The sequence below is a fragment of the Segatella copri genome (assembly GCF_003465495.1).
Lineage (GTDB): Bacteria > Bacteroidota > Bacteroidia > Bacteroidales > Bacteroidaceae > Prevotella > Prevotella copri_G.
Genome location: NZ_QSAV01000053.1, coordinates 1 through 24,397, shown reverse-complemented (window position 1 = coordinate 24,397; position 24,397 = coordinate 1). Strand labels below are relative to the sequence as shown.

The 24,397-nt window shown below is 46.1% G+C and carries 18 protein-coding genes; 8 read left to right on the top strand and 10 right to left on the bottom strand.

Going from position 1 to position 24,397, the window contains the following annotated elements; all coding sequences use genetic code 11:
* Positions 1-180: 180 nt before the first annotated feature.
* The 8 genes from fldA (at position 181) to DWV53_RS13075 (ending at position 10,321) form a co-directional block, all read left to right on the top strand.
* The gene (fldA, locus tag DWV53_RS13110; RefSeq protein WP_118154729.1) at positions 181-675 is read left to right on the top strand and encodes a flavodoxin FldA; all 495 of its coding nucleotides are present in this window, start codon (positions 181-183) and stop codon (positions 673-675) included.
* Between the two features lie 81 nt (positions 676-756).
* Positions 757-1,110, top strand: coding sequence for a DUF2023 family protein (locus DWV53_RS13105; RefSeq protein ID WP_022120342.1), 354 nt, complete (start codon positions 757-759; stop codon positions 1,108-1,110).
* A 366-nt stretch (positions 1,111-1,476) separates the two neighbouring features.
* Complete coding sequence (locus DWV53_RS13100) at positions 1,477-5,838, top strand: cobaltochelatase subunit CobN (RefSeq protein WP_181992503.1); 4,362 nt, start codon at positions 1,477-1,479, stop codon at positions 5,836-5,838.
* 64 nt (positions 5,839-5,902) lie between these two features.
* Positions 5,903-6,592, top strand: a complete 690-nt coding sequence (locus DWV53_RS13095) for a hypothetical protein (RefSeq protein ID WP_259318993.1) — start codon at positions 5,903-5,905, stop codon at positions 6,590-6,592.
* Positions 6,592-7,182, top strand: a complete 591-nt coding sequence (locus tag DWV53_RS13090; RefSeq protein WP_118154723.1) for a MotA/TolQ/ExbB proton channel family protein — start codon at positions 6,592-6,594, stop codon at positions 7,180-7,182. The genes DWV53_RS13095 and DWV53_RS13090 overlap by 1 nt, the downstream gene beginning before the upstream one ends.
* Before the next feature lie 55 nt (positions 7,183-7,237).
* Positions 7,238-7,582 carry a DUF2149 domain-containing protein gene (locus tag DWV53_RS13085; RefSeq protein ID WP_022120346.1) on the top strand — a complete coding sequence of 115 codons (345 nt, stop codon included), beginning with the start codon at positions 7,238-7,240 and terminating at the stop codon, positions 7,580-7,582.
* Positions 7,583-7,645: 63 nt separating this feature from the next.
* Entirely contained in the window at positions 7,646-8,140 is a 495-nt protein-coding gene (locus DWV53_RS13080) for a calycin-like domain-containing protein (protein ID WP_118154720.1), read from the top strand.
* A gap of 6 nt (positions 8,141-8,146) precedes the next feature.
* The gene (locus DWV53_RS13075) at positions 8,147-10,321 is read left to right on the top strand and encodes a TonB-dependent receptor (RefSeq protein ID WP_118154717.1); all 2,175 of its coding nucleotides are present in this window, start codon (positions 8,147-8,149) and stop codon (positions 10,319-10,321) included.
* Between the two features lie 180 nt (positions 10,322-10,501).
* On the opposite strand, the gene DWV53_RS16215 is transcribed toward DWV53_RS13075, so the two are convergent.
* The 10 genes from DWV53_RS16215 to DWV53_RS15975 all read right to left on the bottom strand — a co-directional run bounded on the left by DWV53_RS16215 (position 10,502) and on the right by DWV53_RS15975 (position 24,196).
* Positions 10,502-11,530, bottom strand: a complete 1,029-nt coding sequence (locus DWV53_RS16215; RefSeq protein ID WP_259318992.1) for a hypothetical protein — start codon at positions 11,528-11,530, stop codon at positions 10,502-10,504.
* Positions 11,531-11,537: 7 nt separating this feature from the next.
* Entirely contained in the window at positions 11,538-12,023 is a 486-nt protein-coding gene (locus DWV53_RS13060) for a hypothetical protein (RefSeq protein ID WP_228115303.1), read from the bottom strand.
* Between the two features lie 137 nt (positions 12,024-12,160).
* The gene (locus DWV53_RS13055) at positions 12,161-12,979 is read right to left on the bottom strand and encodes a GIY-YIG nuclease family protein (RefSeq protein WP_118154714.1); all 819 of its coding nucleotides are present in this window, start codon (positions 12,977-12,979) and stop codon (positions 12,161-12,163) included.
* A 102-nt stretch (positions 12,980-13,081) separates the two neighbouring features.
* Positions 13,082-14,290, bottom strand: a complete 1,209-nt coding sequence (locus tag DWV53_RS13050) for a zinc ribbon domain-containing protein (RefSeq protein WP_118154711.1) — start codon at positions 14,288-14,290, stop codon at positions 13,082-13,084.
* Between the two features lie 33 nt (positions 14,291-14,323).
* Entirely contained in the window at positions 14,324-15,583 is a 1,260-nt protein-coding gene (locus DWV53_RS13045) for a PD-(D/E)XK nuclease family protein (RefSeq protein ID WP_181992502.1), read from the bottom strand.
* A 60-nt stretch (positions 15,584-15,643) separates the two neighbouring features.
* Positions 15,644-16,939 carry a leucine-rich repeat domain-containing protein gene (locus DWV53_RS13040; protein WP_118154706.1) on the bottom strand — a complete coding sequence of 432 codons (1,296 nt, stop codon included), beginning with the start codon at positions 16,937-16,939 and terminating at the stop codon, positions 15,644-15,646.
* A 53-nt stretch (positions 16,940-16,992) separates the two neighbouring features.
* A complete protein-coding gene (locus DWV53_RS13035) occupies positions 16,993-18,195 on the bottom strand; it encodes an SPFH domain-containing protein (protein ID WP_118154703.1) in 1,203 nt (400 codons plus the stop codon).
* Positions 18,196-18,261: 66 nt separating this feature from the next.
* Positions 18,262-21,108, bottom strand: a complete 2,847-nt coding sequence (locus tag DWV53_RS13030) for a hypothetical protein (protein WP_118154700.1) — start codon at positions 21,106-21,108, stop codon at positions 18,262-18,264.
* Between the two features lie 52 nt (positions 21,109-21,160).
* Positions 21,161-23,971, bottom strand: a complete 2,811-nt coding sequence (locus DWV53_RS13025; RefSeq protein WP_118154697.1) for a zinc-ribbon domain-containing protein — start codon at positions 23,969-23,971, stop codon at positions 21,161-21,163.
* A 33-nt stretch (positions 23,972-24,004) separates the two neighbouring features.
* Positions 24,005-24,196, bottom strand: coding sequence for a hypothetical protein (locus DWV53_RS15975; RefSeq protein ID WP_118154695.1), 192 nt, complete (start codon positions 24,194-24,196; stop codon positions 24,005-24,007).
* Between the last annotated feature and the right edge of the window lie 201 nt (positions 24,197-24,397).

The following is a 24,397-nucleotide window of genomic DNA, read 5'->3' as shown; positions in this document are numbered from 1 at the left end:
TTCTTGTCTTACGTTTCATTGTCACTTCTGTTTGTTCCTAAGTGACAACCTTTTTCAGGGAAGTACAATCCCCATATTTAGGTATTTCTGCGAAACCATCATTTTTAGGTATTGCAGATGATGGAAAAAGGATGTATCTTTGCACCCGAAAATAAATGTAACTAAAAGTAAGATAGACAAATGAAAACAACAATCGTAATTTATGGCTCTTCTACTGGCTCATGCCAGTCGATTGCCGAAACCATCGCCTCTAAGTTGGGCGTGGAAGCTGTAGATGTAGCTAACATCGATGACGCTACTATCGCAAGTCATGAGAATCTTCTTCTCGGTACTTCTACATGGGGTGCCGGCGAGATGCAGGACGACTGGTATGATGGCGTGAAGACATTGAAGAGTGCCGGCTTGGCTGGCAAGACTGTGGCCCTGTTCGGCTGTGGCGACAGCGAGTCTTACCCTGATACATTCTGTGGCGGCATGAAGGAACTCTACGATGCTGCCGTTGAGGCTGGTGCTACCGTATTGCCTGGTGTTTCTACAGACGGATATACCTATGATGACAGTGAGGCAATTGATGGCGACAAGTTCCTGGGACTCGCACTCGACGAGGTGAACGAGGACGACAAGACAGAGGAGCGTATCGATGCCTGGCTCGAGGACATCAAGCCAGCGTTATAATTTTACAAAAATATTTTTCAAGAATTGGAGAATGATGGAATTCTCTGATTCTTGGTTTAAAAACAGATAAATTCGGATAGTATGCAGCAGGAAATCGCAACACCAGTAGATTTGAAGGTTCTGATGAATCATATATATGAATATAAGAAGGGCGTGCGCCGCCTGGTGCTCTACACCTTCAACAAGAAATATGAGTCTTTTGCCATAACTAGATTAGAGCGTCAGAACATTGATTATATCATCCAGCCGGTTGGCAACGACCGTCTGAATCTCTTCTTTGGTAAGAAAGAATGTCTGGATGCTATCCGCATGATAATCACCAAACCGTTGTGCCAGCTTACGCCGGAGGAGGATTTCATCTTGGGTGCCATGCTGGGATATGACATCTGTGCCCAATGCGAACGCTATTGTGAGCGGAAGAAGAAGGTTTGCTAAGCTTTTCTTTCATCTTCGTAATGTTTTATGTTTATAAGTAGAAAGAGCGTGATTGCCGTAATGGTGATTACGCTCTTTCTGCATATTTCGGAATAATTCCTCTTTTTGATGCCTATTCTGACGGAATAATTCCTCTTTTTGAGGGCTGAAATGAAAGAAAAAGTCCTGAAAACACTACTTATTTATTAGTACTGACTATATCAATGCGTTTAACCTGATACTTAATTCTAAGTATAAAAAATGTGAAAATCACAATTTCTCGGTATTGTACAATTTCTAAGAAAGCCTTACCTTTGCAGCCCGATAAAAGGAATAGATATGAAAAAAGGAATAGATATGAGAAAAGGATTAGGAAAAATCAGAAAGATTAAAAAGAAACACATCTTCCTGGCCTTATTGGCTGTGATCGTTCTGGGAGGTTTGGCGAAGGCTTACTCTGCCTGGGTGGGTACTACCCGCATCGCTTTCCTCAACTATCAGGCTATTGCGCTGGGACAGATTTCGCATGCCAACGACAATGCGATGATTAAACTGAGTGAGATCACAACCGATGATTTCGATCATCTGGATGATTACGATATGATAATCGTGAATGGTATGGGACTCCGAATCGACGAGAACCAGCGCAAGCAGTTGGAAGAGGCTTCCTATAAGGTGCCGACCCTGACTCATGCTGCTACCAACCCAGCCAACAATATCGTATCAGTAGATAATTTCGATGCCGATTATCTGATGCAGTACATCGAGAACGGCAGCAAGAAGAATTATCACAGTATGCTCGCTTATATCCGTAAATTTATCGACGGAAAGAAGTTCATGGCTCCAGAACCGGAACGTGTGGATGAGCGACCAAACTATCTCCTGACTCATTTCGACCCGAAGGATGAAAAGGGCGATGAGCTGGGTTTCAACAGCATCCGTGAGTACAATGCCTTCCTGGCGAAGAACGGATTATATAAGAAAGGTGCTCCTACCATCTTGCTCACCGGTTTTATGGGTGCGGCTCCTGATATGGAGAAGGCTTTTGAGAAGAAGGGATTCATGGTGTATCGCATCAACCAGCTGCAGAGCTTTATCGCCGGTCATCATGCTGACAGTATTCAGGCGAATGCCGTAGTGAATATGGCGCATGGCAGACTGGGCGATTACTTCGTTGAGTTCCTGAAGCAGAAGAATATTCCATTGTTCTCACCTCTTAATATCAACCGCTTGACCACCGATTGGGAGAACGACAAGCAGGGAATGAACGGCGGTTTCATGTCGCAGAGCATCGTGACTCCGGAGATTGATGGTGCCATCCGTCCATACGTGGTTTTCGGACAGCGCATCAACAAGGAGGGCTTGCAGGAGGTTTACGGCATCCCAGACAGAATGGAGAGTTTCGTGGAGAGCGTGCAGGGCTATGTGAATCTGAAGAACAAGAAGAACAGCAGCAAGCGCATCGCCATCTTCTACTTCAAGGGTCCGGGTCAGAATGCACTCACCGCTTCGGGAATGGAAGTGGTTCCATCGCTCTACAATCTCCTGGTTCGCTTGAAGAATGAGGGATACAATGTAGGCAAGTTGCCTGCCAATCCTCAGGAGTTAGCAAAGATGATCCAGGCTCAGGGTGCCGTCTTTGGAACCTATGCGGAGGGTGCTTATACCCAGTTTCTGAAGTCTGGACATCCAGCCTTGGTTACCGCCCAGCAGTTTGCCGGATGGACCCAGAAGGCTTTGTCTAAGAAGATGATCAAGGAGATGAACCAGCTCTATGGTTCCTTCCCTGGCAAATATATGGCTACCGATGATGGTAAGCTGGCGGTGGCAAGACTGCAGTTTGGTAATGTGACTCTGCTTCCACAGGTGATGGCAGGTGTGGGAGGCGATTCTTTCAAGATAGTGCATGGCACCGACCAGGCACCTCCTTACACCTATGTTGCCTCTTATCTCTGGGCACGTTATGGTTTCAGTGCCGATGCACTTATCCATTTCGGAACCCATGGTTCGCTGGAATATACCCCGAGAAAGCAGGTAGCACTCGGCAGCGACGACTGGAGTGACCGATTGATTGGTGTGGTTCCACATCTTTATATATATACCATCGGCAATGTGGGCGAGGCGATGATTGCCAAGCGCCGCACCTATGCCCAGACCCAGAGCTATCTCACTCCTCCTTTCAAGGAGAGCGAGTTGCGACAGACCTATAAGCAGTTGAGCGATGCCATCCAGTCATACGAGAAGAAGGCATCTGCCGAACAGTCGCTCAAGGTGAAGGCGCTGACCGTGAAGATGGGAATCGCCCGTGAACTGGGGCTCGATGCCAAGCAGATGAACAAGCCATATTCTGCAGATGAAATCGCGAGAGTAGAGAACTTTGCGGAAGAGTTGGCAAACGAGAAGATTACCGGCAAACTCTATACTCTGGGTGTGCCATACGATAACGATGATGTCCGCACCAGCGTCTATGCGATGGCTACAGATCCTATTGCCTACGGAATGCTGGCAGTAGATAAACTGAAAGGTCGTGCTCAGGAGGATGTGGAGAAGCACAAGCAGCTTTTCGACCGTCTCTATCTGAGCAAGGCACGCAATACCGTGACCCAGCTTCTGGGTTCTGCCTCGGTTTCTGATGAATACATCTGCCGTTATGTAGGAATCACTCCTGCCGAACTCCAGATGGCGCGTAAGGTAGAGGCGATGCAGGCAGCTCCGGATCCTATCCAGATGATGATGCAGATGGCAGACCAGATGGGTGGAATGAAGGAGGCGAAGCCGAAGAGGGTGGACCACCGTACGGTAAGCGAGCTCCGTGCTGCCAAGGTTTCTCATAAGAAGAAGATTCCGCAGATGAGTCGTGAGGCTTTTGAGAAGATGGAGCAGACCGGTCGCTTCCCTGACAAGATGATGGAAGCCATCAAGAAGGGACAGAAATGGTATCAGGAGGATTTGAAGAAGGCGAAGATGGCGAAAGCCGGCAAGGGCAAAGCATCTCAGAAATCTTCTAAAGATAAGGGTATGATGATGTCGAAAGCACCTAAATATACCCGTCAGCAGATTCATCTGGCTCAGGCGATTACTACCGTAGAGCATGCCTTGCAGAATGTAGGCAAGTATTCGGAGACGCTCCGTCAGAGTCCGCTCAACGAGATGTCTTCTCTGATGAATGCCCTGAATGGCGGCTTTACCGCTCCATCTCCTGGTGGTGATCTGATTGTGAATCCAAACACCCTGCCTACTGGTAGAAATCTCTTCTCCATCAATGTGGAGAATACACCATCGGAGGATGCCTGGGAGAAGGCAAAGGAACTTTGCGACAATACCATCAAGATGTATTGCGAGCGGCATAAGGGTGAATATCCTCGTAAGGTAAGCTACACGCTCTGGAGTAGCGAGTTTATCGAAACAGAGGGTGCTACCATCGCTCAGATTCTCTATATGCTCGGTGTAGAACCGGTAAGAGATGCCTTCGGTCGTGTTACCGATCTGCGTCTCATCCCATCCAAGCAGTTGGGCCGTCCTCGCATCGATGTCGTGGTTCAGACTTCCGGTCAGCTCCGCGACCTGGCTGCATCCCGTCTCTTCCTCATCAACAAGGCGATAGAGATGGCGGCAAATGCCAAGGGGGATAAGTATGACAACCTGGTGAAAGCCGGTGTTACCGAATCCGAAAGAGTGCTCGTAGAGAAGGGCATGTCGCCAAAGGAGGCACGCGAGGTGAGTATGTATCGTGTCTTTGGTGGCGTAAACGGCAACTATGGTACCGGTATCCAGGAGATGGTAACCGCAGGCGACCGCTGGGATAAGGAGAGCCAGATTGCCGAGGTTTATATGAACAATATGGGTGCCTACTACGGTGATGAGAAGAACTGGGAGACCGTTCGCAAGGCTGCTTTCGAGGCAGCGCTGACCCGTACTGATGTGGTAGTTCAGCCACGACAGAGCAACACTTGGGGTGCCTTGAGTCTCGACCACGTATATGAATTTATGGGAGGTATGAACCTCGCAGTGCGCAACGTAACCGGTAAGGATCCGGATGCTTATCTCGCCGACTATCGCAACCATAGCAATATGAGAATGCAGGAGGTGAAGGAGGCTATCGGTATCGAGGGCAGAACCACCATCTTCAACCCTGCCTATATCAAGGAGAAGATGAAGGGTGGAGCCAGCAGCGCCAGCACATTCGCCGAAATCGTAACCAATACCTACGGCTGGAATGTGATGAAGCCAAAGGCAATCGACAAGGAGATGTGGGACGAGATCTATAATGTATATGTCAAGGACAAATACAATCTCGGCACCAAGGAGTTCTTCGACAAGCAGAATCCGGCTGCGCTGATGGAAATGACCGCCGTGATGATGGAGAGTGCCCGCAAGGGAATGTGGAAGGCTACTCCTCAGCAGCTCAAGGACATCGCCAAGCTCCATACCGAGACGGTGAACAAGTATAAGCCTTCATGCTCCGGTTTCGTCTGCGACAATGCCAAGCTCCGCAACTATATCGCCAGCAAGACCGATGCTGCTTCTGCCAAGGAATATCAGCAGAATGTAGAGCAAATCCGCGATGCTGAGGCTGCGAAGAACAGCAGCGACAAGGGTATGGTGATGAAGAAGGAGACACTGAATGAGGATGCTCAGAAGACCACCACTGTGGTGAGCGGCATCGTTGTAGGTGTCATCGTCATCGTAGCGTTCGTTGTGCTCGCAGTATATTTGCGACGTCGTCGCAAAATGATGAGTGAAGAATAATTCAACACTTAACAGTGAAGAATAATTCAACATTCAACATTTAACATTCAACATTTAAAAAAAAGTGGAGACATTAGTTTTAGTAATGATGATATTGGTTTGCTTCAGTTTTGTGCTGAAGCAGACCTTCCACGGAGTGAAGGAGATTATGATCATCTCGGTGCTCGTAGCCTTCTTCGTGGGAATGACCTGGCCATTTGCCATCGAGCAGTCGAAGACGCAGATCGCGGCTTGGATAGCCGACCAGAAGCTGATGCTCGATATGGCGGTGCTGCTGAGTATCGACGTGGCACTTACGATGCTTTTCTGTGTGCACCACGTAGATTTGAAGACTTCGGAACATGTGGGCCGCCGCAAATGGATGTTCTTCATCTTCCTGAAGTACTTCCCGGGTTTGCTGGTTTTCCCAGTGCTGTTCAGTGTTCTGGTGATGACCATCTTCCTGCTTCCCGGCGTATCGTTCCAGGTTGTGGCATGGGTGCTTGCCGTAGTATTGCTGGTTTTGACTCCGGTATTCACCTACGGTTTGAGATGGCTCTTGCCGGAGCGACCAATCCGCTTGGAACTGCTCTTCCTGGTAGAGGTGCTGCTCGGATTGATGGGCATCATCGGTACGGTGAATGGCAGGACAGCCGTGGCAGGATTCAACAGTTTCGATGCCCTCTCGCTTCTGGGCGTCATCGCCATCGTCATCGTAGGAATGGCAATAGGATGGGCAGTTTACAATTATCAAATTAAAAAATATAGAGTATAATGAATTACATATCAGACGTATTGTTTTGGATTTCCACAGGCATGCTGGTTCCTGTGATTATTTTGTTGATTTTCTTCTTCCTCAGAGCCTTGCTGCTCCTTGGAGGTTTCTTCGGACAGTATCTTGTAAAGCGCAAGTCGGGTGCGGAGATTCGTGAACAGATGAACACCCTGACGCTCGATAACATCGATACCTTGGGCGATCGCTTGCCAAAGAATAAGCAGGCTGTCATCGTTTCCTATATGAAGAAAGTCGTGGACAACCGTCAGAGCAAGGCGCAGGTGAACCGCATCCTCGACCAGTATGCCCAGTTTGTTGAGAAGGATCTTTCTCTTCCTTCTACACTCCTGAAGATGGGTCCGATGCTCGGACTGATGGGTACCTTGATTCCGATGGGTCCAGCCCTGGTTGGTCTTTCTACCGGTGATATTGCTTCGATGGCTTACAATATGCAGGTGGCTTTCGCCACCACCGTAGTGGGATTGTTCTCTGCTGCCATCGGTTTTGTAACCAAGCAGACCAAGAACCGCTGGTATACCGAGGATATGAGCAACCTCGAGTTTATGGCAGACCTTTTGGAGGAAAAGTAAAAAGGCTTTTAAAGGTAAAAAAGTAAAAAGGTAAAAAAGTTAAGATATATAATTTATGAGACAGAGACGCAGAAATAGGCTTGCGCATGATGGCGAGGATGATGATCCGATGAGCGTAGTGAGCAACCTCTTCGATGTGGCGATGGTGTTTGCCCTCGCCCTGATGGTAGCCCTCGTTTCGCGCTATAATATGACGGAAATGTTCAGCAAGGATAACTTCACGATGGTGAAGAACCCTGGCAAGGAGAATATGGAAATCATTACCAAGGACGGACAGAAGATCAATCGCTATACTCCTTCTGAAGACCAGAGCAAGAAATCTGGCAACAAGGGAAAGAAGGTGGGCATCGCTTACCAGCTGGAGAATGGTGAAATCATCTATGTTCCGGAAGATAAATAATCGGGGATTGCAAATCCCCTCAAACAGAAAATATTATTGTAACTAAAAGAAAAATAAAGAAAAATGAAAAAGTTTAAGACAATGATGGCCATGATGTTGGCTTTGGTTTCTATGTGTGTAGCATTCAGCTCTTGCAGCAGTGATGATGATGACAATACTGCTGGCGGCGCTAAGGAAATAATAGGAACATACACAAGTACTTTAAATGTGGCTGTAATGGGACAATCTTCTTCGTATGAAGATAAAACTATAAAAGTGGAAGCTGTTGATGATAATACGGTAAAGATTACATTGCCTTCATTTGGTGAAGGTATGATGACTTTGCCTGAATTTACAGTACCTGCAGTTAAAGTCTCAAGTTCTAATGGTGGATATGTCTTAGCTCAAACGAAATATACAGGTACTGCTCCAAATGCCAAAGGTGAAGAAAAACAATACACAGTAACTTTGGAGGGTTCTTTTAAAAATAACACTCTTTCTATAATGTTTACTCCTGTCTATGGTGGTATGCCTGCAACTATTAAAATGCTAGGTACATTTGAAGCAACAAAGAAGTAATGATCGATGAAACAAAAGATATTCGCACTATTCCTGATCCTTTGCGGATTGTGCCTGAATCTGAAAGCCGAAACCCAGGGCGATGTCGTGGGTAGGGTGCTCGATGATTCGGGCGCACCTCTGGCGGGTGCTACCGTCCAGATTTTGCATGCAAAGAGTGGGGTAACAACTGATGAAGACGGATATTTCCGCATTCCTTACAGCAAGGATGGAGCGGTGAGAGTGAAGGTGAGCTTTGTGGGCTATCAGACTCAGACTTTCGTACTGAAAGCGGATGAGAGAAAAGGTGAGCAGCATGTGCTTCGCCTTCAACCGGATGCTACTGCCCTCGATCAGGTGGTAGTTACCGCAACCCGAACTCCGAAGGCTTTGAAGGATGCTCCTGTGGTAACCCGTCTGATTACCGCCAATGATATCAAGATAGCTGATGCTACCAATATCCAGGACCTCCTCACCGAGCAGATGCCGGGTCTGGAATTCGGCTATGCCATGAATCAGGAGACTTCTCTCAACATGAATGGTTTCGGTGGAAACGCCGTGCTCTTCCTCGTAGATGGCGAGCGATTGGCTGGTGAAACCATGGATAATGTAGATTATAGTCGTCTGAACTTGGATAATGTAGGACGTATCGAGATAGTAAAGGGTGCTGCTTCGGCGCTCTATGGCGCCAATGCCGTAGCCGGAGTTGTCAACATCATCTCCCGTGAAAACAGCGAACCTTGGACTGCCAATGTCAATACCCGCTACAACGACTTCAACAAGGAGTGGCGCCACGGTGGAAGCTTCAGCTTCAATGCCGGAAAGTGGAATTCGCAGACCAGCATCCAGCGCACCACATCGGATGAGGTTCAGCTCACCAGTCCTTTCGATACAGAATCCAACATCCTCCATATCTATGGTGGAGAGACCTTCAATGTGAAGGAGCGTCTTACCTACAAGCTCTCTGATAAGGTAAAACTGATAGGTCGTGGCGGTTATTTCAATCGTATCAGCAAGCGCAGCAACTATGATGATCATTACATGGATTATTCTGCCGGACTGAAGACCGTGATGAATCTTTCGGAGAATGATAATCTGGAGATCTCTTACGGCTTCGACCAGTATGACAAGGCTCGATATGTGAATGATGAGCGTACTCACGACCACGATTATACCAACCGTCAGAACACCGTCCGTGCCCTCTATTCCCATATCTTCGGCAAGAATACATTGACGGTAGGTGCAGATTTCCTGAACGATTATCTTACCACCTATCAGTTTGAGGATAATGAATCAAAGAATCAGAATTCATGTGATGCCTTCGCCCAGTTCGATTACAATCCTTTGCAGTGGTTGAACATTGTGGCAAGTCTTCGTCATGATTACTTCTCTGCATCCAGCCAGCATGCCACTACCGGTCGTCTGGCTCTGATGACCAAGTGGAAGGGCTTCTCCATCCGTGCCAACTATGCCGGCGGATTCCGTGCCCCAACGCTCAAGGAGATGTATATGAACTTTGATATGGCAGGTATGCAGATGATTTACGGTAATCCAGATCTGAAGCCGGAGAAGAGTAACAACTACAACCTGGCGCTGGAGCATACCGGAAGGGTGAAGAATGCTGGCTTCTTTACCGGTCAGTATAGTCTTACCCTGATGGGTTATTATAATAAGTATGATAAGCGCATCACTACCGAGGATTATGCCGATTATATCCCGGGAACCGGTCAGCCGGATGTGGCTTCGCGTTATTGCAACGAGGATGGAGTAGAGGTGAGCGGCATCGACTTCAGTGCCCAGTACCGTTCGGATATGGGACTCGGTGTGAAACTCGACTACAGTTATCTCCATGTGGGTGGCAGAAGTGTAGATTCCCAGTTCTCCCAGCCTCGTCCGCATTCTGCAACCTGGCGTCTCGACTACGATCGCCAGCTCTGTTCGTTCTATCGCATCAATGCCGCTCTGTCAGGCAGATACCTGTCTGCTCCTGATACGAACATCAAGAAGCATGACAGCAGTTATCAGTTGTGGAAGTTCACGCTTCAGCAGCGATTCCTGGATGCCGTCAATCTGAATTTCACGGTAGATAATCTTTTCGGTTATACGCCTAAGAACTATTATTGGAGTTCTGCGATGACTACCGGCCGCACCTTCTCAGTAGGTCTTTCTATCGATATCGACCGTTTCGTAAAGGTATTCTAATAAAAATAGCAGGATGGACCAGTCTTCCATCCTGCTTCTTTTTTATTAATAGCACCCCTCTAACTGTATAAAAACAGGTAGTTAGGGCGGTGCTATCGCATTTTTAATGTACGTTTTGGGAACTGATACTGCCCCCATGAGATAGGGGAGGAAGATAGATGAAAACATTGAAAAAACGCCCTAGAAATATCTCTTCTTCATTTTCTTCAAGAATTCCTTGGTGATAGGGAAGCCGGAGGCATCACCTATTACGGAGTCGGTATAACAGAAGGGACATTCGGCTGTAGGCGGCTCATCAGGGAGGTAATCCGTGATTTCGGATGGCGAGAAGATTTCGCCGCAGAAAAAACAGCCGCACTTTTCAGATTTTTCTATCTGTTCCTTGTTGCAGTAGCAGCAATCGTGAGCCTGGCGGAAGATCCTGTCTTTCTCCTCCTCTTCTTTCTGCTTTTTCTCAGCCTTTTCCAGATAACCCTTGAATCGTCTCTGAAGATAGAGCGGCACATGATAGTGAGGGGCGAAGACATACAGCGACGGAACGTGGTCGTGGTATTCGTAGCCGGGACCATCTATCACGGTATAGCTGTCGTCCGTTTCATCGTATGGCAGTTCATCCAATCCCCTTTTATCCTTGGCAGCCTGGTTTCTCTCCCAGATCCATTCGGTGGTAAGCGGAGTTCCGACAACGATGGCAAGTTTTACCTCATCGCCACGATATACTTCCACGATGTCACCCTTCTTGAATCTGATCTGTTCTGCGTTTCTGCCTCGGAAGGTCTCGTCAGGATGACGGTCGTATGCAGGCAAATCGCAGACTCCGGGATAGTAAATGCTGAAACGCGAACAGCAGTAAGACCGGTCGATCAGTTTTCCTTCCCCATCATACATCCTTTCCGAAAGACATTCGCGGTCGTAGTGCAACAGTCCCATTGGAATCTCCGAGATATAATAGCAGAAGGTATCCAGCGGATAGTCGTCTTCCTCCTTCATCTTCTTGCGGTAAAGGACATCCTGGTGCATCAGTCTCTCTGCCTCCTCCAGAGTTGTGGTGAAGGCTTGCGGACAATAGGTGTTCACCTTGTATTTCGGATAATGTGAACGCTTTTTCTCCTCCAGCTCTTCTGTTTCTAAAACTTCGAGCTTGAAGATGGCAGGAACATCCCGATGCTGTGGATGCTCAGCCAAATGCTTGAATTCTTCGTATGTCATGGGATGGTTATTTTAAGAATTTATGAAACTTAAGTTCAGGGAGACAACCTTCAGAGTCATTGCCTTCTTGATTGTTAAGATTCCTTTTGGTGATAGTTTTATGAATTTTCAGTTTTCTCATGTCCGACTTGCCGTTAGCTTTATGGTTCCACCAAGGCTTGGGATATGCATGTCTTTTTTTGTATCTCGTGCCATCGCAGTTCTGGATAAAGATTTCCAATACTAATCCATCCATTTGACAATCATGCGGGATGTTGATGGCACGTCTTTGGATATCCATTTCGTAGAAGATACTTCCGTCCTTTTTGCAGAGCACGATGTCCAGATAGTCTGGCATATCAGGTATAGTTCCAGGCTCTGACATTTGTGGTTGAAACTCCCCAAACTCTTCCTTCACATACTCGAATAGTCCCCGAGTATATTTTTCGATATCCACCCCTACATATCGAGTATAGGTGTATTTGATAATACATAAAGACATTTTATTTGCCATTTTATTCTTTCTTTTTTGGTTATACCTTTATAATATAGTAATATTGAGGGAAAATTTCAAAAATAAGCGCCAATATTTTGAAAAAAAGTATTGGCGCTTGATTATTGAATGATGCTATTGTAAAAATATCGTACCTTTTAGTTCTTGTTATATCCGAATTTTCTAGTAAACAATACATCTTTCCAATGTGATTCCCTATCAATGATGATTTGGTCATCAGTATCCTTATTGAATGTTTCGAGAATTGTGAAATAGAAATTATTCTTGATATAGTCTGTACCTAATTCCTTTAGAAGTTTATTTCCTCCATGGCATGTACGAATGTATGTTTCCCATCTACCGAGAATCATATCTTCACCATACGCTGAACCAACATATTGTTTTCCTGTATTTGAATCTACCAACAGATACACTCCTTTTTGATTTTCAAGAGCAGAACGCCAACTATCTTTTGTGATGAGATTCTTAAGAGATAGCCATGAAACATTCACGTTGGAATATCCAGGAAAATAGTCGTTGTTGTAAACATTGGGGAGTATTTCTTCAACAATGCACTCGGGCAAGACATTCTCTCCTATTCTGACTAGATTTTGACTATGATTTTTGAAGCGGACAACAATTCTGCCGATGTATTCCTTGTATTCATCCAACTCTTCATATTCATATCCAACTCCATTTTGAATACCAAGATCTTGAACAATCTTTCCTATATGGAATAATAACCAACAGTCTTGTTTTTGAGGGATAGGGACAAAACCTAAGGTAATGTTTCCATTAGAGAAATTGCTCTTTCTTGCATAGTTCCAGTATTGACCATCAAGCATATGTTGCTTGCTTTCTTCCGTTTGGTCTGTAAAATAATCAATAGCTGGTCTTTTGGTTCCGAAGTTCAAATTAAATCTAACTTTAACGTTTTTAATATCCGGAAGTCTGAGAATATCATTAAGTAGTATCATAATCTATGATGTAATATTATTTTGTGACAATTAATTATCTTTAGACGAATTTACACATAACATATGTGTAAATTCGTCTAATATATATACTATGTTTTCAATCTACTTAAACTCATAATTACCATCACATCCCAATTTTTCGAATAATTCAGCTAGTCCACTTTTACCGAAATCGAACTTTGAGCTACAGGATATAACTAAATTCTGTGCTTTCTTCTTTTTTCCTTTATCAAGATATGCATCTACAACATTTGCAACCAATGATTTATACAAAGAAGTTGCTTGATCATTATCCTGTAGAGGGTTGCCTAAACCTGAAGCCTCACACATCGTAAGTGCGTTGGCAGCCTTGTCAACTTGCCCTTTATCAAGAAAGTCATTAACCTCTTTAGCTGTATTTTGAACATATGAGAGATCTTTAGCATTTTTTGCTGCTTTTTCTTCTTGATAAGCTTGTCTTTCTTCTTGTCTTTCTTCTTGCTCAGCTTGTTCTCTTCTGGCATCAGCGGTAGCTTCATACCATATAAATCCAAATAGTGGAATGGCTGCAATGGCAATTAAAACAAGCTTTTTATTTTTTTCGAAAATATTTAGCCAAAATTTCTTTTTCGCATTCTTTTTGGCTTCTGTCTCTGCTGCTTCTGATTCAGCCTCAACCTCATCAAGCAAGCGCTGTATCTTAGGATTGTTACCATAGTACATTCTTGCTTTGCGAGCATAGCGCTCCACCTCAGCTTTGCTCTTATCAACATCTTTTCCAGACTTAAAATTTACCAAAGCAGACTCAAGATGCTCGATAATCTCCTCCAACTCCTTACTTGCCTCAGGTGTAATGCTACCACCACAGTTAGGACACTTGTCGGTCAGTTCTGGAATAGAGCTACCGCAGTAAGGGCAGGTCTTGCCACGACGCTTGTTCACAGCTGCTGCTACTGCCTGATCAGCCTTCTGCTGCTGTGCATCGATGTACAAATCTACCTCGTCAACATTCAATCCCAGAGCCTGTGCCTTGTTCAAAAGAACCTGACGCTCCTTGGCAGAGATGATGCCGTCGGTAAGATACTCTTTGATGAGGTCATCAAGCTCCTGTGGAATTGCACCTTCCTTCTTTGCAGGCTTAGCTGCCTGAGGAGCCTGTGCTTCCATTTCTTTCTTGCGCTTAGCAAGACGACCCTCAAGTACCAGTTCAAACTCGTCGCGGTCGATGCCCATGGCCTCGGCCTTCTTGAAGAGAAGATTCTTCTCTTTGTCAGTCAATACTCCATCTGCCAATGCTGCAGTAATGAGTGCTTCTAACTTCTCGTTGTACATAGTAAAAATAATTTTATTTGTTCACTTGTTTTGCTATTTTACAAGATTAATAACTTGATTGATATTGTCAATCATATCATCAAGCGTATTTTCTATATTTTTAGTAACGGTATTTAAATCGTTATAATAGAAAACTCCAAAAGAATTGTATCGGGGCTTATCTTCTGATTCCACTTTCTTAGGGGGAACCATAGTTGCAAGTTTAGCTCCTCTAATGATCCTATCAGTCTCTTCATTCCAATTCTTTGTATCATGTTCTTTGGAATATTTTGGCTTTTTCGAAAGCATATCTAAAAAACCGGCTCTCAAAGGATGGTTACCTTGCTGTTGGAGCACAAAGATACCCTTTTGGGGAATAAGATACTTCAATTCAAGGAGGGCTTCACCATGGTAGTAGCTAACTCTCATAAATAATTTGTCTTTATTTTCAGTACCATTTTCTCCCCAGATTTCTTGATCAGAAGTGACGATTATTGGCTGAAAATCTTTACCAAACTTCTTTTCTAGTTTCTTGGTTAATTGCAAGGCACATTGGTGCATAACAAGCTTCTGCCATATATCATTGCAGCGGAGGGTGGAAAAATCCTCATTTTTGAGAATTTCCCAATTGTCAGTATATTTAATTTTTTCCAAACAGTTGTTGGTATATGTGTAGAATGCATCAATAAACTCGCAATATTTTTCCAGAAGTTCCTTGTAAAACTTATCTTTGACAAGAGCCAGATTGTCGTGTAGGGTTTTAGAGTAATCTGCATATGTCACAATTATCCATCCGGATTGTTTGACAGCTTCTTTGTCTAAGAAATCTTCAGCTAATGTGAGTAAGATATACTTTGTCTTTGGAAGTTTTGCGTTTCCTTTCCAATTCTCAAACTTTGCAGTATTGAGTCTTTTTAACTTCAACTCTACTTTACATTGTGCTTTGTCTGCCTCTTCGTTAAGAGCGTCAACTTTCTTTTGATAATTTTCAAGCTGAGCCTTATAAGCTATACTCTTGAATTTATTCTCTAGAACCAGACGGATTTTTCCCGTTTCTGATTCCTCATCGTTGATTATTTTCTCGCAAATACTAAAATCAAAATTCTTGTATTCGCGTTTGACTTCCATACAATCTGTATTATAATCAAAAGTATCTTCTCCTAACCAGGTAGAAAGAATCTTTTTGAAAAGGGCTTGCGTATTCTTATCTTCTGCTAACCATGCCAAAAAGTTGCTATGAAACAACTCCTTAGAAGATAGGGATAGCTGGAAGATAGGATTGTTCTGTAATGCATCTACAAATAAATTATTCATATTATTTTTTCTTATTAAATCGTTGTACATATTAGATAAATTTATTTATTATTATATGTATTAATTATGCTTCTCGTAGAATCTTGCCTCAAGCACCATTTCTACCTCGTCGGGATCTTCGCCCTCCTTAACAGCACGGCGTAAGACAATCTCCTTCATTTTGTCCGTCAGCTCATCACTTGCTGCTGCTGAATTGATGAGCTCCTCAAGAGCATCTGAGAACAGGTTGCCAGGAGACTTCTGTATGGTTGGAATCTCTTCGGATTCTTTCTGGATATCCAGTATTTCTTCCTGGGTGTCCTGTGATTCTTCCTGAGTGTCTTGTGTCTCTTCTTCTTTTGCCACTTCGGTAAGTGGTGGAACAGGTGTACCATAGAAATCCAACTTGTCTGCTGGCATCTTACGAAGACGAACTTCTGTATCGTCAACTTCCTTTAGAAGCTCGGCGTAGTAGACATATAACTCTTCTGGTACATACAGAGTCTTAATATAGGCACACAGACTTTCTATATCTGTAAGCTTATTAGTGTAGATATACACTTCAGGTGAGTATTCGTCATCATTGAGAGTGCCGATTTTTTCAACAGTATAAGGCACATATACCTCTCTAATGCTTTTGCTTGAGGCAAATTCATCACCCACAATTTTTACTCCTACAGGTATGACAAGAGTCTGAATATCGCAATTTTCACTAATGAAATATTCTGGAATTTCTTCCAACAGGTGAACCTTGGACAAATCCAATTCTTCGATCATCTCACATTCATAGGTAGTGCTTTGGAGCGACTTTAGGGTACTTGGAAACGTTATTTTGCGTAGGTTGGTGCAAGAATCGAACACACTACTACCGATTATTTCTACTCCTTCAGGAATGTCTATTTTTTGAAGTCTCTCACAATTTTCAAACAGACCGTCAGGAATTTCCTTCAATAATTTAACCTTTGAGAAATCAACTTCTTCAAGAGATTCCTCATGTCCATGCTCACTGAAAAAACATCCATCAATTTCTCTAAGGGTTGAAGGGAAGACAACTTTTCTAATTTTCTTATAACCCTCCAAGGCATCTTCGCCGAGAGTTGTATGTCCCTCGTCGATGGTTAAAACGCCATTTTTAAAAGTGCCTAACTGGATTCGTATATCATCGTCATCATCTGATAACTTTGTTAATGGATAATCCCAATTGTCATCATCATCGTCATCATCAGAGTTGAATTGATTCTGCTTTGCTTCCTGGATGTTCTTTCTTACCTCTTCGCGAGCCTCTTGGAAACTCTTTTTGGCTTCGTTTGAAACTTCTTCCAGGCTTTCACCTACTGTCTTTGCGATATCACCGACTAATTTTTTGAATAATCCCATATTATCACAAATTTAATGTTCTTACTTTTGTTTGTATTATAGCTGCCGGGAAATTACATCCCCGGCATAGTAGGAGGCATTCCCGGCATCTGTGGGGCGGTGCCTTGGAACAATGGAGCGAGTTCTGCTACATTGCCGGCAAACTCCCACTGTGCCATACCGTTCTTCCAAACGTATGACTGCTGAGTGAGCTGACCCTGCTGAACGAGCTGCTGGAGCTTGTTCCAATCGCATGGACCATACTGCTGACCATTGATGCCAATATAATACTGTACCTGAGGAACAGCAGCACCCATGCCTGGCATCTGAGGCGCACCACCCATGCCTTTCTGACCTGGCATCTGAGGAGCTCCACCCATCTGACCCATGTTGTTCATACCACCCATAGTCTGCTGGCGGAAGGCATTGATACCATTATCTGTAGCATTGTTGAGAACACCAGCATTGAGGTTTGCCTGATGAGCACCCATAAAGGTCTGCTCTGTCTGGAGACGAGAAGCACGCTGCATCTCCTCACGCTGAATACGCATGGTTTCACGTTGGTTCTCCAAGTTCATGCGCTGCAACTCCTCCTGACCGCCAAGGTCGAGTTCCTGCTTTCTGCCCATGGCATCGAGATTCAGCTCAGACTGCTTCTTGAGCATATCCTGCTGAAGGTCGTTGTTGAGGTTGAAGTTGGAAATCTGGGCATTATGCTGAGCCATCATACGCTCCTTCTCCAGGTCGGCAGTGAGGGCTTTGAGTTCACGATAGCCACGGCTCTCCTTATCCACGTTGATGCCTGTGATGTCGAGACTGCGGATGGTGATGCCGAAAAGCTTCTCTACCTGTGGAGTAACACGCTGCTGGATGAGTTCGCTAATCTCAAAAATCTTGCGCTCAATCTGAACTACAGGAATCTGGGCGTCAGAAGGGGCATTGCTAACTACACTCTTGATGAACTTGGTGAGCTGGTCACGAAGCTTGTTCTTGAAAGTCTCGTCGCTGTAACCCTCATTTCGGTTCACACTATGGAAGAGATCCATGTCCTCGATGGCATATACTACGGCACCATGTACAGATACAGGTACGCCATAATCTTGCAGGCGTGGGTCGAAGACATCAAAGTAAGGGATGGCGAAGTTCAGCTGACTACCCTTGCTCAGGTTGCTGAGGTTGGTCAGGTTGTTCTGTTCCACTCTTCTCGCTGCTTCCTCGGCAGCCTGTCTTTTCTCTTCTTCTACTTCCTTAGAAGATTTAAAACCAAAAAATCCCATATGTTTCAGTTTTATGATTGTTATTATTTTTGTTATTTACTATAGAGTCCCTTTGTAGGGGACAGATTATTTCGTTGTATAGATTCGCTTCGTCTTGCCCTGGGCATCTACTTCTACGAAGGTGTCTGCTCCATATTGGCGGCTTGCGTCGTGATAGTTGAATGAATATCCCGTTTCGTAATTGCCGTCGATGGTAGGTCGGCTTACCTGGTCGATGCTATCCAGCATTTCCGGTTTCAAGCCCAGCTGCTGGTACAGATGCTGCTCTACCATGTTTCGGATGGCATTGAGATTCTCATCCACATAACCACGAATCTGGTCGATGAGCGACTGGTTGCTCTTATCCTTCTGCAGCAGGCGCTGTCGCATGGTCTTCTTGAGCGGAGAGCCGTCGGCCTTGATCGGAGCTGGAGGCATCGCATCATTCTGCAGGGCAGATTCAACCACATATTCTCTGCGACGGACATGGAGCATCGGGTTGCCGTAGAGGCAGAACATCAGGGCGGTGCTCATAGAGAAACAATCATCCTCTACATGTCGGCACATGTTGAAGTAATCGCACTTAGCCTGGAGCATCGCCTTTCCGCCCGTCATACCCTTGAACTGATAGAGCGGATAGAGGCGCATCAGCACCTCGCTGCCTGTGCCCGGATTCAACAGAAGTTGGCGGGCTTCATCCGTTTCCTCATTAGAGAACATCGGAACAGGAATGAGCGAACCGGTATAGAGCAATACGCCACCTCCGTAGAGGGCGCTGAGCAACATGGAGTCGTTTCGTTTGTAACCGGCATATCGGGCTCCGAAACAAGCCACGGTATTGAAGACTCTTGCCCTGCCTTGGTTGAGGAGCGAAGGATTGAATGCTTCATCCTCACTATAGAATCCGCACATACCCTCTGCATCGGCACCATGAAGATTGAACATCAGCATATCTGCCTTGTCCAAAGACTTGCAATAGATGCTGAGGCTTTCCGAATCTTCGGTCAGCAGCTTCGGACTGATATACATTCCGTTGCGAATCAGCTCAGGATCGTCGGTATTGTAAAGAAGCGGCAGGTGCTGGGTCATCGTGCAGCTGGCTGGAATCCAGTCGCGGTTGCTGATCATCAGAACATTGCCAACAGGAATACCGCCGCCATACATACTGCTGATGTTGAAGTAAGCACCGATGTCGCTTCGGATATCCGTATCGAGCTGACCGTCTTCCAAAGGCAGACGAGCCACATTGTTGCGGGCGCAACCTACGGTGAAGTCTGAATCGCGACTGTCCAGCAAATCTACGATATAGGTGCCTTCGAAGGCATAGCAGGTATCTGTAGGGATTCGCTCGCCGCCATACGGCCATGGGTCTTCGACGCGAGGGATAGGAATCACATCGTCACCTCCTATTATAAATAGGTGTAGGTCGGGACCAGCTGTCAGGTTGTTGTCTGCGATGCAGCGGGATACTGCTTCATTGCATTCTATCCAGGATGGAGTCTCATGGGTGGAATCCAGTCCATATTGCGAGATGTCGAGGAATGTCCAGTACATCTGCTGGTCGTAGGCATTCTGTATGAAGTCGTTGAAGACATCATATACCTCCTGGATGGTGCAACCGTATTTTCTAGCCAGTGCATTGCCATCTGTCAGGATGATGCCGTAGTGGTCTTCCAAGGGGTCGGGCTGGTCGATGGGTTCATCGGCTGTTCTAGCTTCTGATGCCATCTGCACGGCTTCCGGCTGTGGAGCCGCCTTGCTTTGTCCCGGCATAGGAGGTACTGGGGCTGCTCCCGGCATAGGGGGAACCGATGAGGCTCCCGGCATAGGTGGAGGAGTTGCACCGCCCGGCATACTTGCCATTTGAGGCTGCTGACTGATCGCATTGACGCTTCCCAGTCCCATATTATTGGCAGCCTGCAGAGGATTGAAGCCTCTCATCTGGTTGAGCTTCACGTTCTGGGCATTAAACTTTGGCATAGGAGGAGGTGTAGGCATCTGAGGTGGTACAGCCATCTTGCTCTTCTCCTTCGGGATGAATTCCGAAAGGGTCGTATCGCAATAGAACTGATACCATTCTTCTGGCTGAGGCTTATCCTCCAACATCTCCTTCACGGCATACCATAGGGCACTTAGCGGTTCACTCATTCCGTTTTGCACGGCCTGGTCGAGATACTGAATGGTCTGCTGTCTGTAGTAATCCTGCTTGCCATTCTTGTGATAGTCGGCAAGATTATCAAGAGCCATCAGCAGGGCGATGTCGCCTTGCGGACAACCGAAACCGCCCATTCTTGGCAGAAGCACGGTGGCATTGTCGATATTGCCGGTCTTGATGAACGCTACATGAGCCCAGAAGAGTTGCCAGTAGTTATCGGTACGGGAACCGAAGAAGGCAAGGGCGCACTTGTCGGGATACATCGAGGCAAGCAACAGATGATAGTAGAACTGGATGTTGTTATCATTCGTCATCACACGTGCCAACTGCTCCAGACTGTTGAACTTGCGTTTCAGAATGTCGGTATGGTTGGTCTGGATGGCATTGAAGACCTCGGTCAGAATCTGCTCTGCCAGGAATTCGTTGCCCTTGCTGCCTTGCAGGATATGGATGTTCTGACGTACCTGATCTATGATCTGGTTGGCTCTTAGGGGAGCAATATGCCATTGGATGCTCAACTGGTTGAGCTCTGCCAACTTCTGATTATCCAACTTGCCATCCACCAGTCGTTCCTGCACAGCCTGCAGAAAGAGAGTCTCATTCTGCTGATAGATCTCAGTCTGAGTCTTCTGTGCCTCATATACAGTCTGGTTGTTAACTGTACTATTGTTGGTGGTATGGGTTGTTGTTGAGGTGTTATAGTTGTTTTGCGTATTGTGGGAGTCGGAATGGATTCCGCCTACTACAGCCGCATCACCATCAAGTTTAATATCGCTCATAGTCTGATTACTTTATATGTTTAGACTTCTTGTTGCATTTTCTGGAGAGGGCTTACCATTGGAACGGTGCGCCACAGTCTGGACAGTTTGGAGTGCCTGGTGCAATGTGGATGGTGTGTCCACAGTTGTAGCACTGGCATTCTATCAATTCTTGCTGAGGAGCTGCCTGTTGTGGAGCTGCTTGGCTTCCTGCAGTATTTCCGCCGAGTCCGCCATTGAAGGCGTTCAGATTGTTGGCGGCAGCAGTGCTTACCTGCGAGATGTTGTTCATAGCCACATCCTGGGTATGATCTACTCGCTCCTGCTGGCGTCGGTTTTCCTCTTCCAACTGATTGATGCGCTGTTGCTGCTGGCTTTGCTGGGCGCCGCTGATGCCGGTGGCTGTATCTTTTATCATGCCGGCCATCTTCATCATGGCTTCCATCTGGGCATTGCTGTTCTGCTGTTGCATCTGTAGCATCTGCTGCATCATCGCTTCTTTTTCTGCTGCAGTCTGTCGCAGGTTTTCGGCTTCCTTCTCGCCGCTATAGGCGTTTGCCATAGCTACCTGTGCATCTCCGGTGAGGTGGGAGAGTTGTGCGGCACGAATCTGTTCGGCGGTCATATTGGCGAAATGGTTGTCACGATTCATCTGCTCATTGCTCTGAATGGTGGCTACGTTTTCTTCGTGCTGATATTTCTGCTGGTCGAGCTGTACCTGCATCTGAGCCATCTGCTGCAGCTTGTCCATCTGACGCTGGTGGCGATTGGCTTCTAACTGGTCATCGTCCATCTTTTCCTGGCGGTTGCGCTCATAGGCAAGGCGGTCGTCTTCCAGTTTTTCGTTGCGTGCCAGGAGGTGGTCTTCCTTATCCAGTTCACGTTGACGCATCATCTGCTGGAAGTCGTAATCATCCTCCTTCGCCTTGCGGTTGAAGTCGCGGTTGTATTCCTTTTCTTCCAGCATCCACTGGCGTTCACGCTCTTCATCTTCGATGCCCCAGTTACGACGGCGTTCCAGATCTTCACGTTCCCAGTCGTGGTCGGTTCGGGAATCATCGAGTGCCCATTCTGCCTTGAGACGGGCTGTGTCAATGTTCTGCTGGCTCTGGATGCGCATGATTTCCGTGATTTCCTCACGAGGAATCTTCTTGTGTGCAAGTTCATCTTCGAGCACTTCCATTTCCTCCTGCTTGACCAGACGGTTCTTGCGGAGGTCTTCCAGGGCTTCGAACTCCTCTTCCTGGGTCTTAGCCTGGCGGATGCGCTTCTGACTTTCGAGCATCTGGACGAATTCCTCCAACTCATCATCGTGGAGCAACTGGTCTTTGTTGATGCCCTGGAGGGCATGGCGCAAATCCTCGGCGTTTTGTGCAGAAGAAATCTGCTGGGAGTTGGCCTCAATTTCCATTCGGTTTCGGAATTCTCCGGTGCGGTGCATGAAGTCGAGTTCCTTCTCTGTGTTATAGAGCTGGCGTTCTACCTGACGGAAACGCTCAAAGTCCTGATTGCTGTCGGTGATATTCAGAACCTGAGTGCATTCTATGCCGAATACCTGCTGGTTGATGGTCTGGCGGATCTTCTCTTTCAGTACATTTACAGTTTCGGCAGTCAGTCCGGCAGACTCGTAGTTCTGGTTGCGGAGTTCCTGGCGCAACAGGTTTTCTACGGTACCATTGAGCAACTGCTGTAATTCTCTAGTTGTTACGCTGTTGCGGTCGGTAAGATAATTGGTAGCGAAGGTATGAATATCGCTGATGCTCATCTGGAGAGATACTCCAATCTGCACATCATGGATGTCCATCGGAATGGTGTATGGCTGAAAGGCAAGTTCGCCATTCTCGTTCATTGCTCCACCGAAGGTGAGGGTGATGAAACGGTTGCTGACGATATAGACCGACAGGATAGGAGCCTGGGTGATGCGGGCTAAGATGCGGGCATAATCCAGTTGGCGCTTCTTGGCTTTTTCTTTCTGTTCACCTTTCTTTTCGCCGAAGATGATGCGACCGAGCCAGTTGAAGCCACGGCCTACTTCTCCTACGATACCGAGCTGGCGGAAGGTAGGCTCAGCCTGGCGCTTGCGGTCTCGTTCACGCTTTTCGGCTTCAGCCATATCTTTCTCAGCCTTTTCTACCGCATTCTTGATAGCAGCCTGCTCTTCTTCTACAGACTTATAAAAGAGGTATGCACCTGCTGAGAGGGTTGAAACCAGCTCACCATTGGCAAAAATGATGGCGGTGCAACCTTCCTGAACGATGATACCTTTCAGTTTTTCTATTTCGTCGAGTTCCCGTTCGCTAATCTTGCGAGCGATTTCTCCTGGTTGGATATTCCAGATGGTTCTGCCTCTTACCACGTCAACACCATCAACAGCTTCCATACTGCGACGGTCGCGGCTACGTTCAGCCTCTCTTTCGGCTGCAATCTGTGCCTGTTCAGCCTGCTGTTGCGCATTTCTGGCATCACGGATTTCCGACTGGCTTTCAGTAGCTTGTTGGTTAATGGCTCTTCTCTGTTCTTCTGCAATCTGGCGATTGAGCGCCCCACCAGTCATGGCGTTTGCTACAGAGCGAACGGCATTGGTGAACATACCCTTGCTGGCTTGTGGAGACTGAGGGGCTTGTGGAGACTGTGGAGACTGAGGCATTACTGGGCGCTGGGGCTGCATCGGTTTTTGGGGCATACCCGGTGCTTGAGGTCTCATAGGTTGAGGCTTCATAGGCTGCTGAGGAGCTATGGCTTTCAGTGGTTGAGGACGTTGAGGCTTGCTAACTCCTTGTGGCTGGGTTGGAGCCTGTGGTTGCAAGTCAATAGGTTGTCCACACTTCGTACAGAATTTCATTCCCGGTTGCAGCATTGCGCCGCATTTCTTGCAATATGTCATAATGGTTATTATTTTTAAGATTAAATGAACTGATTATTGTATCAGTGCAATAAATATAACGATTAGCAGAATCACCCAGAAGAACTTGATGAAGCATCCTATGCATCCAGTGATGCCTTCACCTAAGAGTCCTCCGAGAAATCCCAAAAGCTGTATTCCCCAGCCCAGAATGCCGAGAAGTACAAATGCTCCGATTCCTATTAATATGATAAGTATTATTGTCATATCATCTCTAAGAATATTTCATTTACTTTATACAATCGTTAAGCATATCAATTTACGTTGATAGCTAATTCATGTTTTGGGTGCAAAGATATATAAAATAAATGAAACTGAATTGGTTCAAATTGGTTCAATTTTGCCTTGATTTGGATCAATTGCCCCAAAAATGAGGGTGTGTCATAAGTCTATGGCGCACCCTTTTCG

Bases quoted from the DNA above. Each gene is read 5' to 3' on its own strand.
- DWV53_RS13055 (WP_118154714.1), bottom strand. From the start codon at position 12,979: ATGATACTACTTAATGATATTCTCAGACTTCCGGATATTAAAAACGTT.
- DWV53_RS13085 (WP_022120346.1), top strand. From the start codon at position 7,238: ATGAGACAGAGACGCAGAAATAGGCTTGCGCATGATGGCGAGGATGAT.
- DWV53_RS13035 (WP_118154703.1), bottom strand. From the start codon at position 18,195: ATGGGATTTTTTGGTTTTAAATCTTCTAAGGAAGTAGAAGAAGAGAAA.
- DWV53_RS13050 (WP_118154711.1), bottom strand. From the start codon at position 14,290: ATGTACAACGAGAAGTTAGAAGCACTCATTACTGCAGCATTGGCAGAT.
- DWV53_RS13030 (WP_118154700.1), bottom strand. From the start codon at position 21,108: ATGAGCGATATTAAACTTGATGGTGATGCGGCTGTAGTAGGCGGAATC.
- DWV53_RS13060 (WP_228115303.1), bottom strand. From the start codon at position 12,023: ATGGCAAATAAAATGTCTTTATGTATTATCAAATACACCTATACTCGA.
- DWV53_RS13090 (WP_118154723.1), top strand. From the start codon at position 6,592: ATGAATTACATATCAGACGTATTGTTTTGGATTTCCACAGGCATGCTG.
- DWV53_RS13045 (WP_181992502.1), bottom strand. From the start codon at position 15,583: ATGAATAATTTATTTGTAGATGCATTACAGAACAATCCTATCTTCCAG.
- DWV53_RS13025 (WP_118154697.1), bottom strand. From the start codon at position 23,971: ATGACATATTGCAAGAAATGCGGCGCAATGCTGCAACCGGGAATGAAA.
- DWV53_RS13080 (WP_118154720.1), top strand. From the start codon at position 7,646: ATGAAAAAGTTTAAGACAATGATGGCCATGATGTTGGCTTTGGTTTCT.
- fldA (WP_118154729.1), top strand. From the start codon at position 181: ATGAAAACAACAATCGTAATTTATGGCTCTTCTACTGGCTCATGCCAG.
- DWV53_RS16215 (WP_259318992.1), bottom strand. From the start codon at position 11,530: ATGACATACGAAGAATTCAAGCATTTGGCTGAGCATCCACAGCATCGG.
- DWV53_RS15975 (WP_118154695.1), bottom strand. From the start codon at position 24,196: ATGACAATAATACTTATCATATTAATAGGAATCGGAGCATTTGTACTT.
- DWV53_RS13075 (WP_118154717.1), top strand. From the start codon at position 8,147: ATGAAACAAAAGATATTCGCACTATTCCTGATCCTTTGCGGATTGTGC.
- DWV53_RS13040 (WP_118154706.1), bottom strand. From the start codon at position 16,939: ATGGGATTATTCAAAAAATTAGTCGGTGATATCGCAAAGACAGTAGGT.
- DWV53_RS13105 (WP_022120342.1), top strand. From the start codon at position 757: ATGCAGCAGGAAATCGCAACACCAGTAGATTTGAAGGTTCTGATGAAT.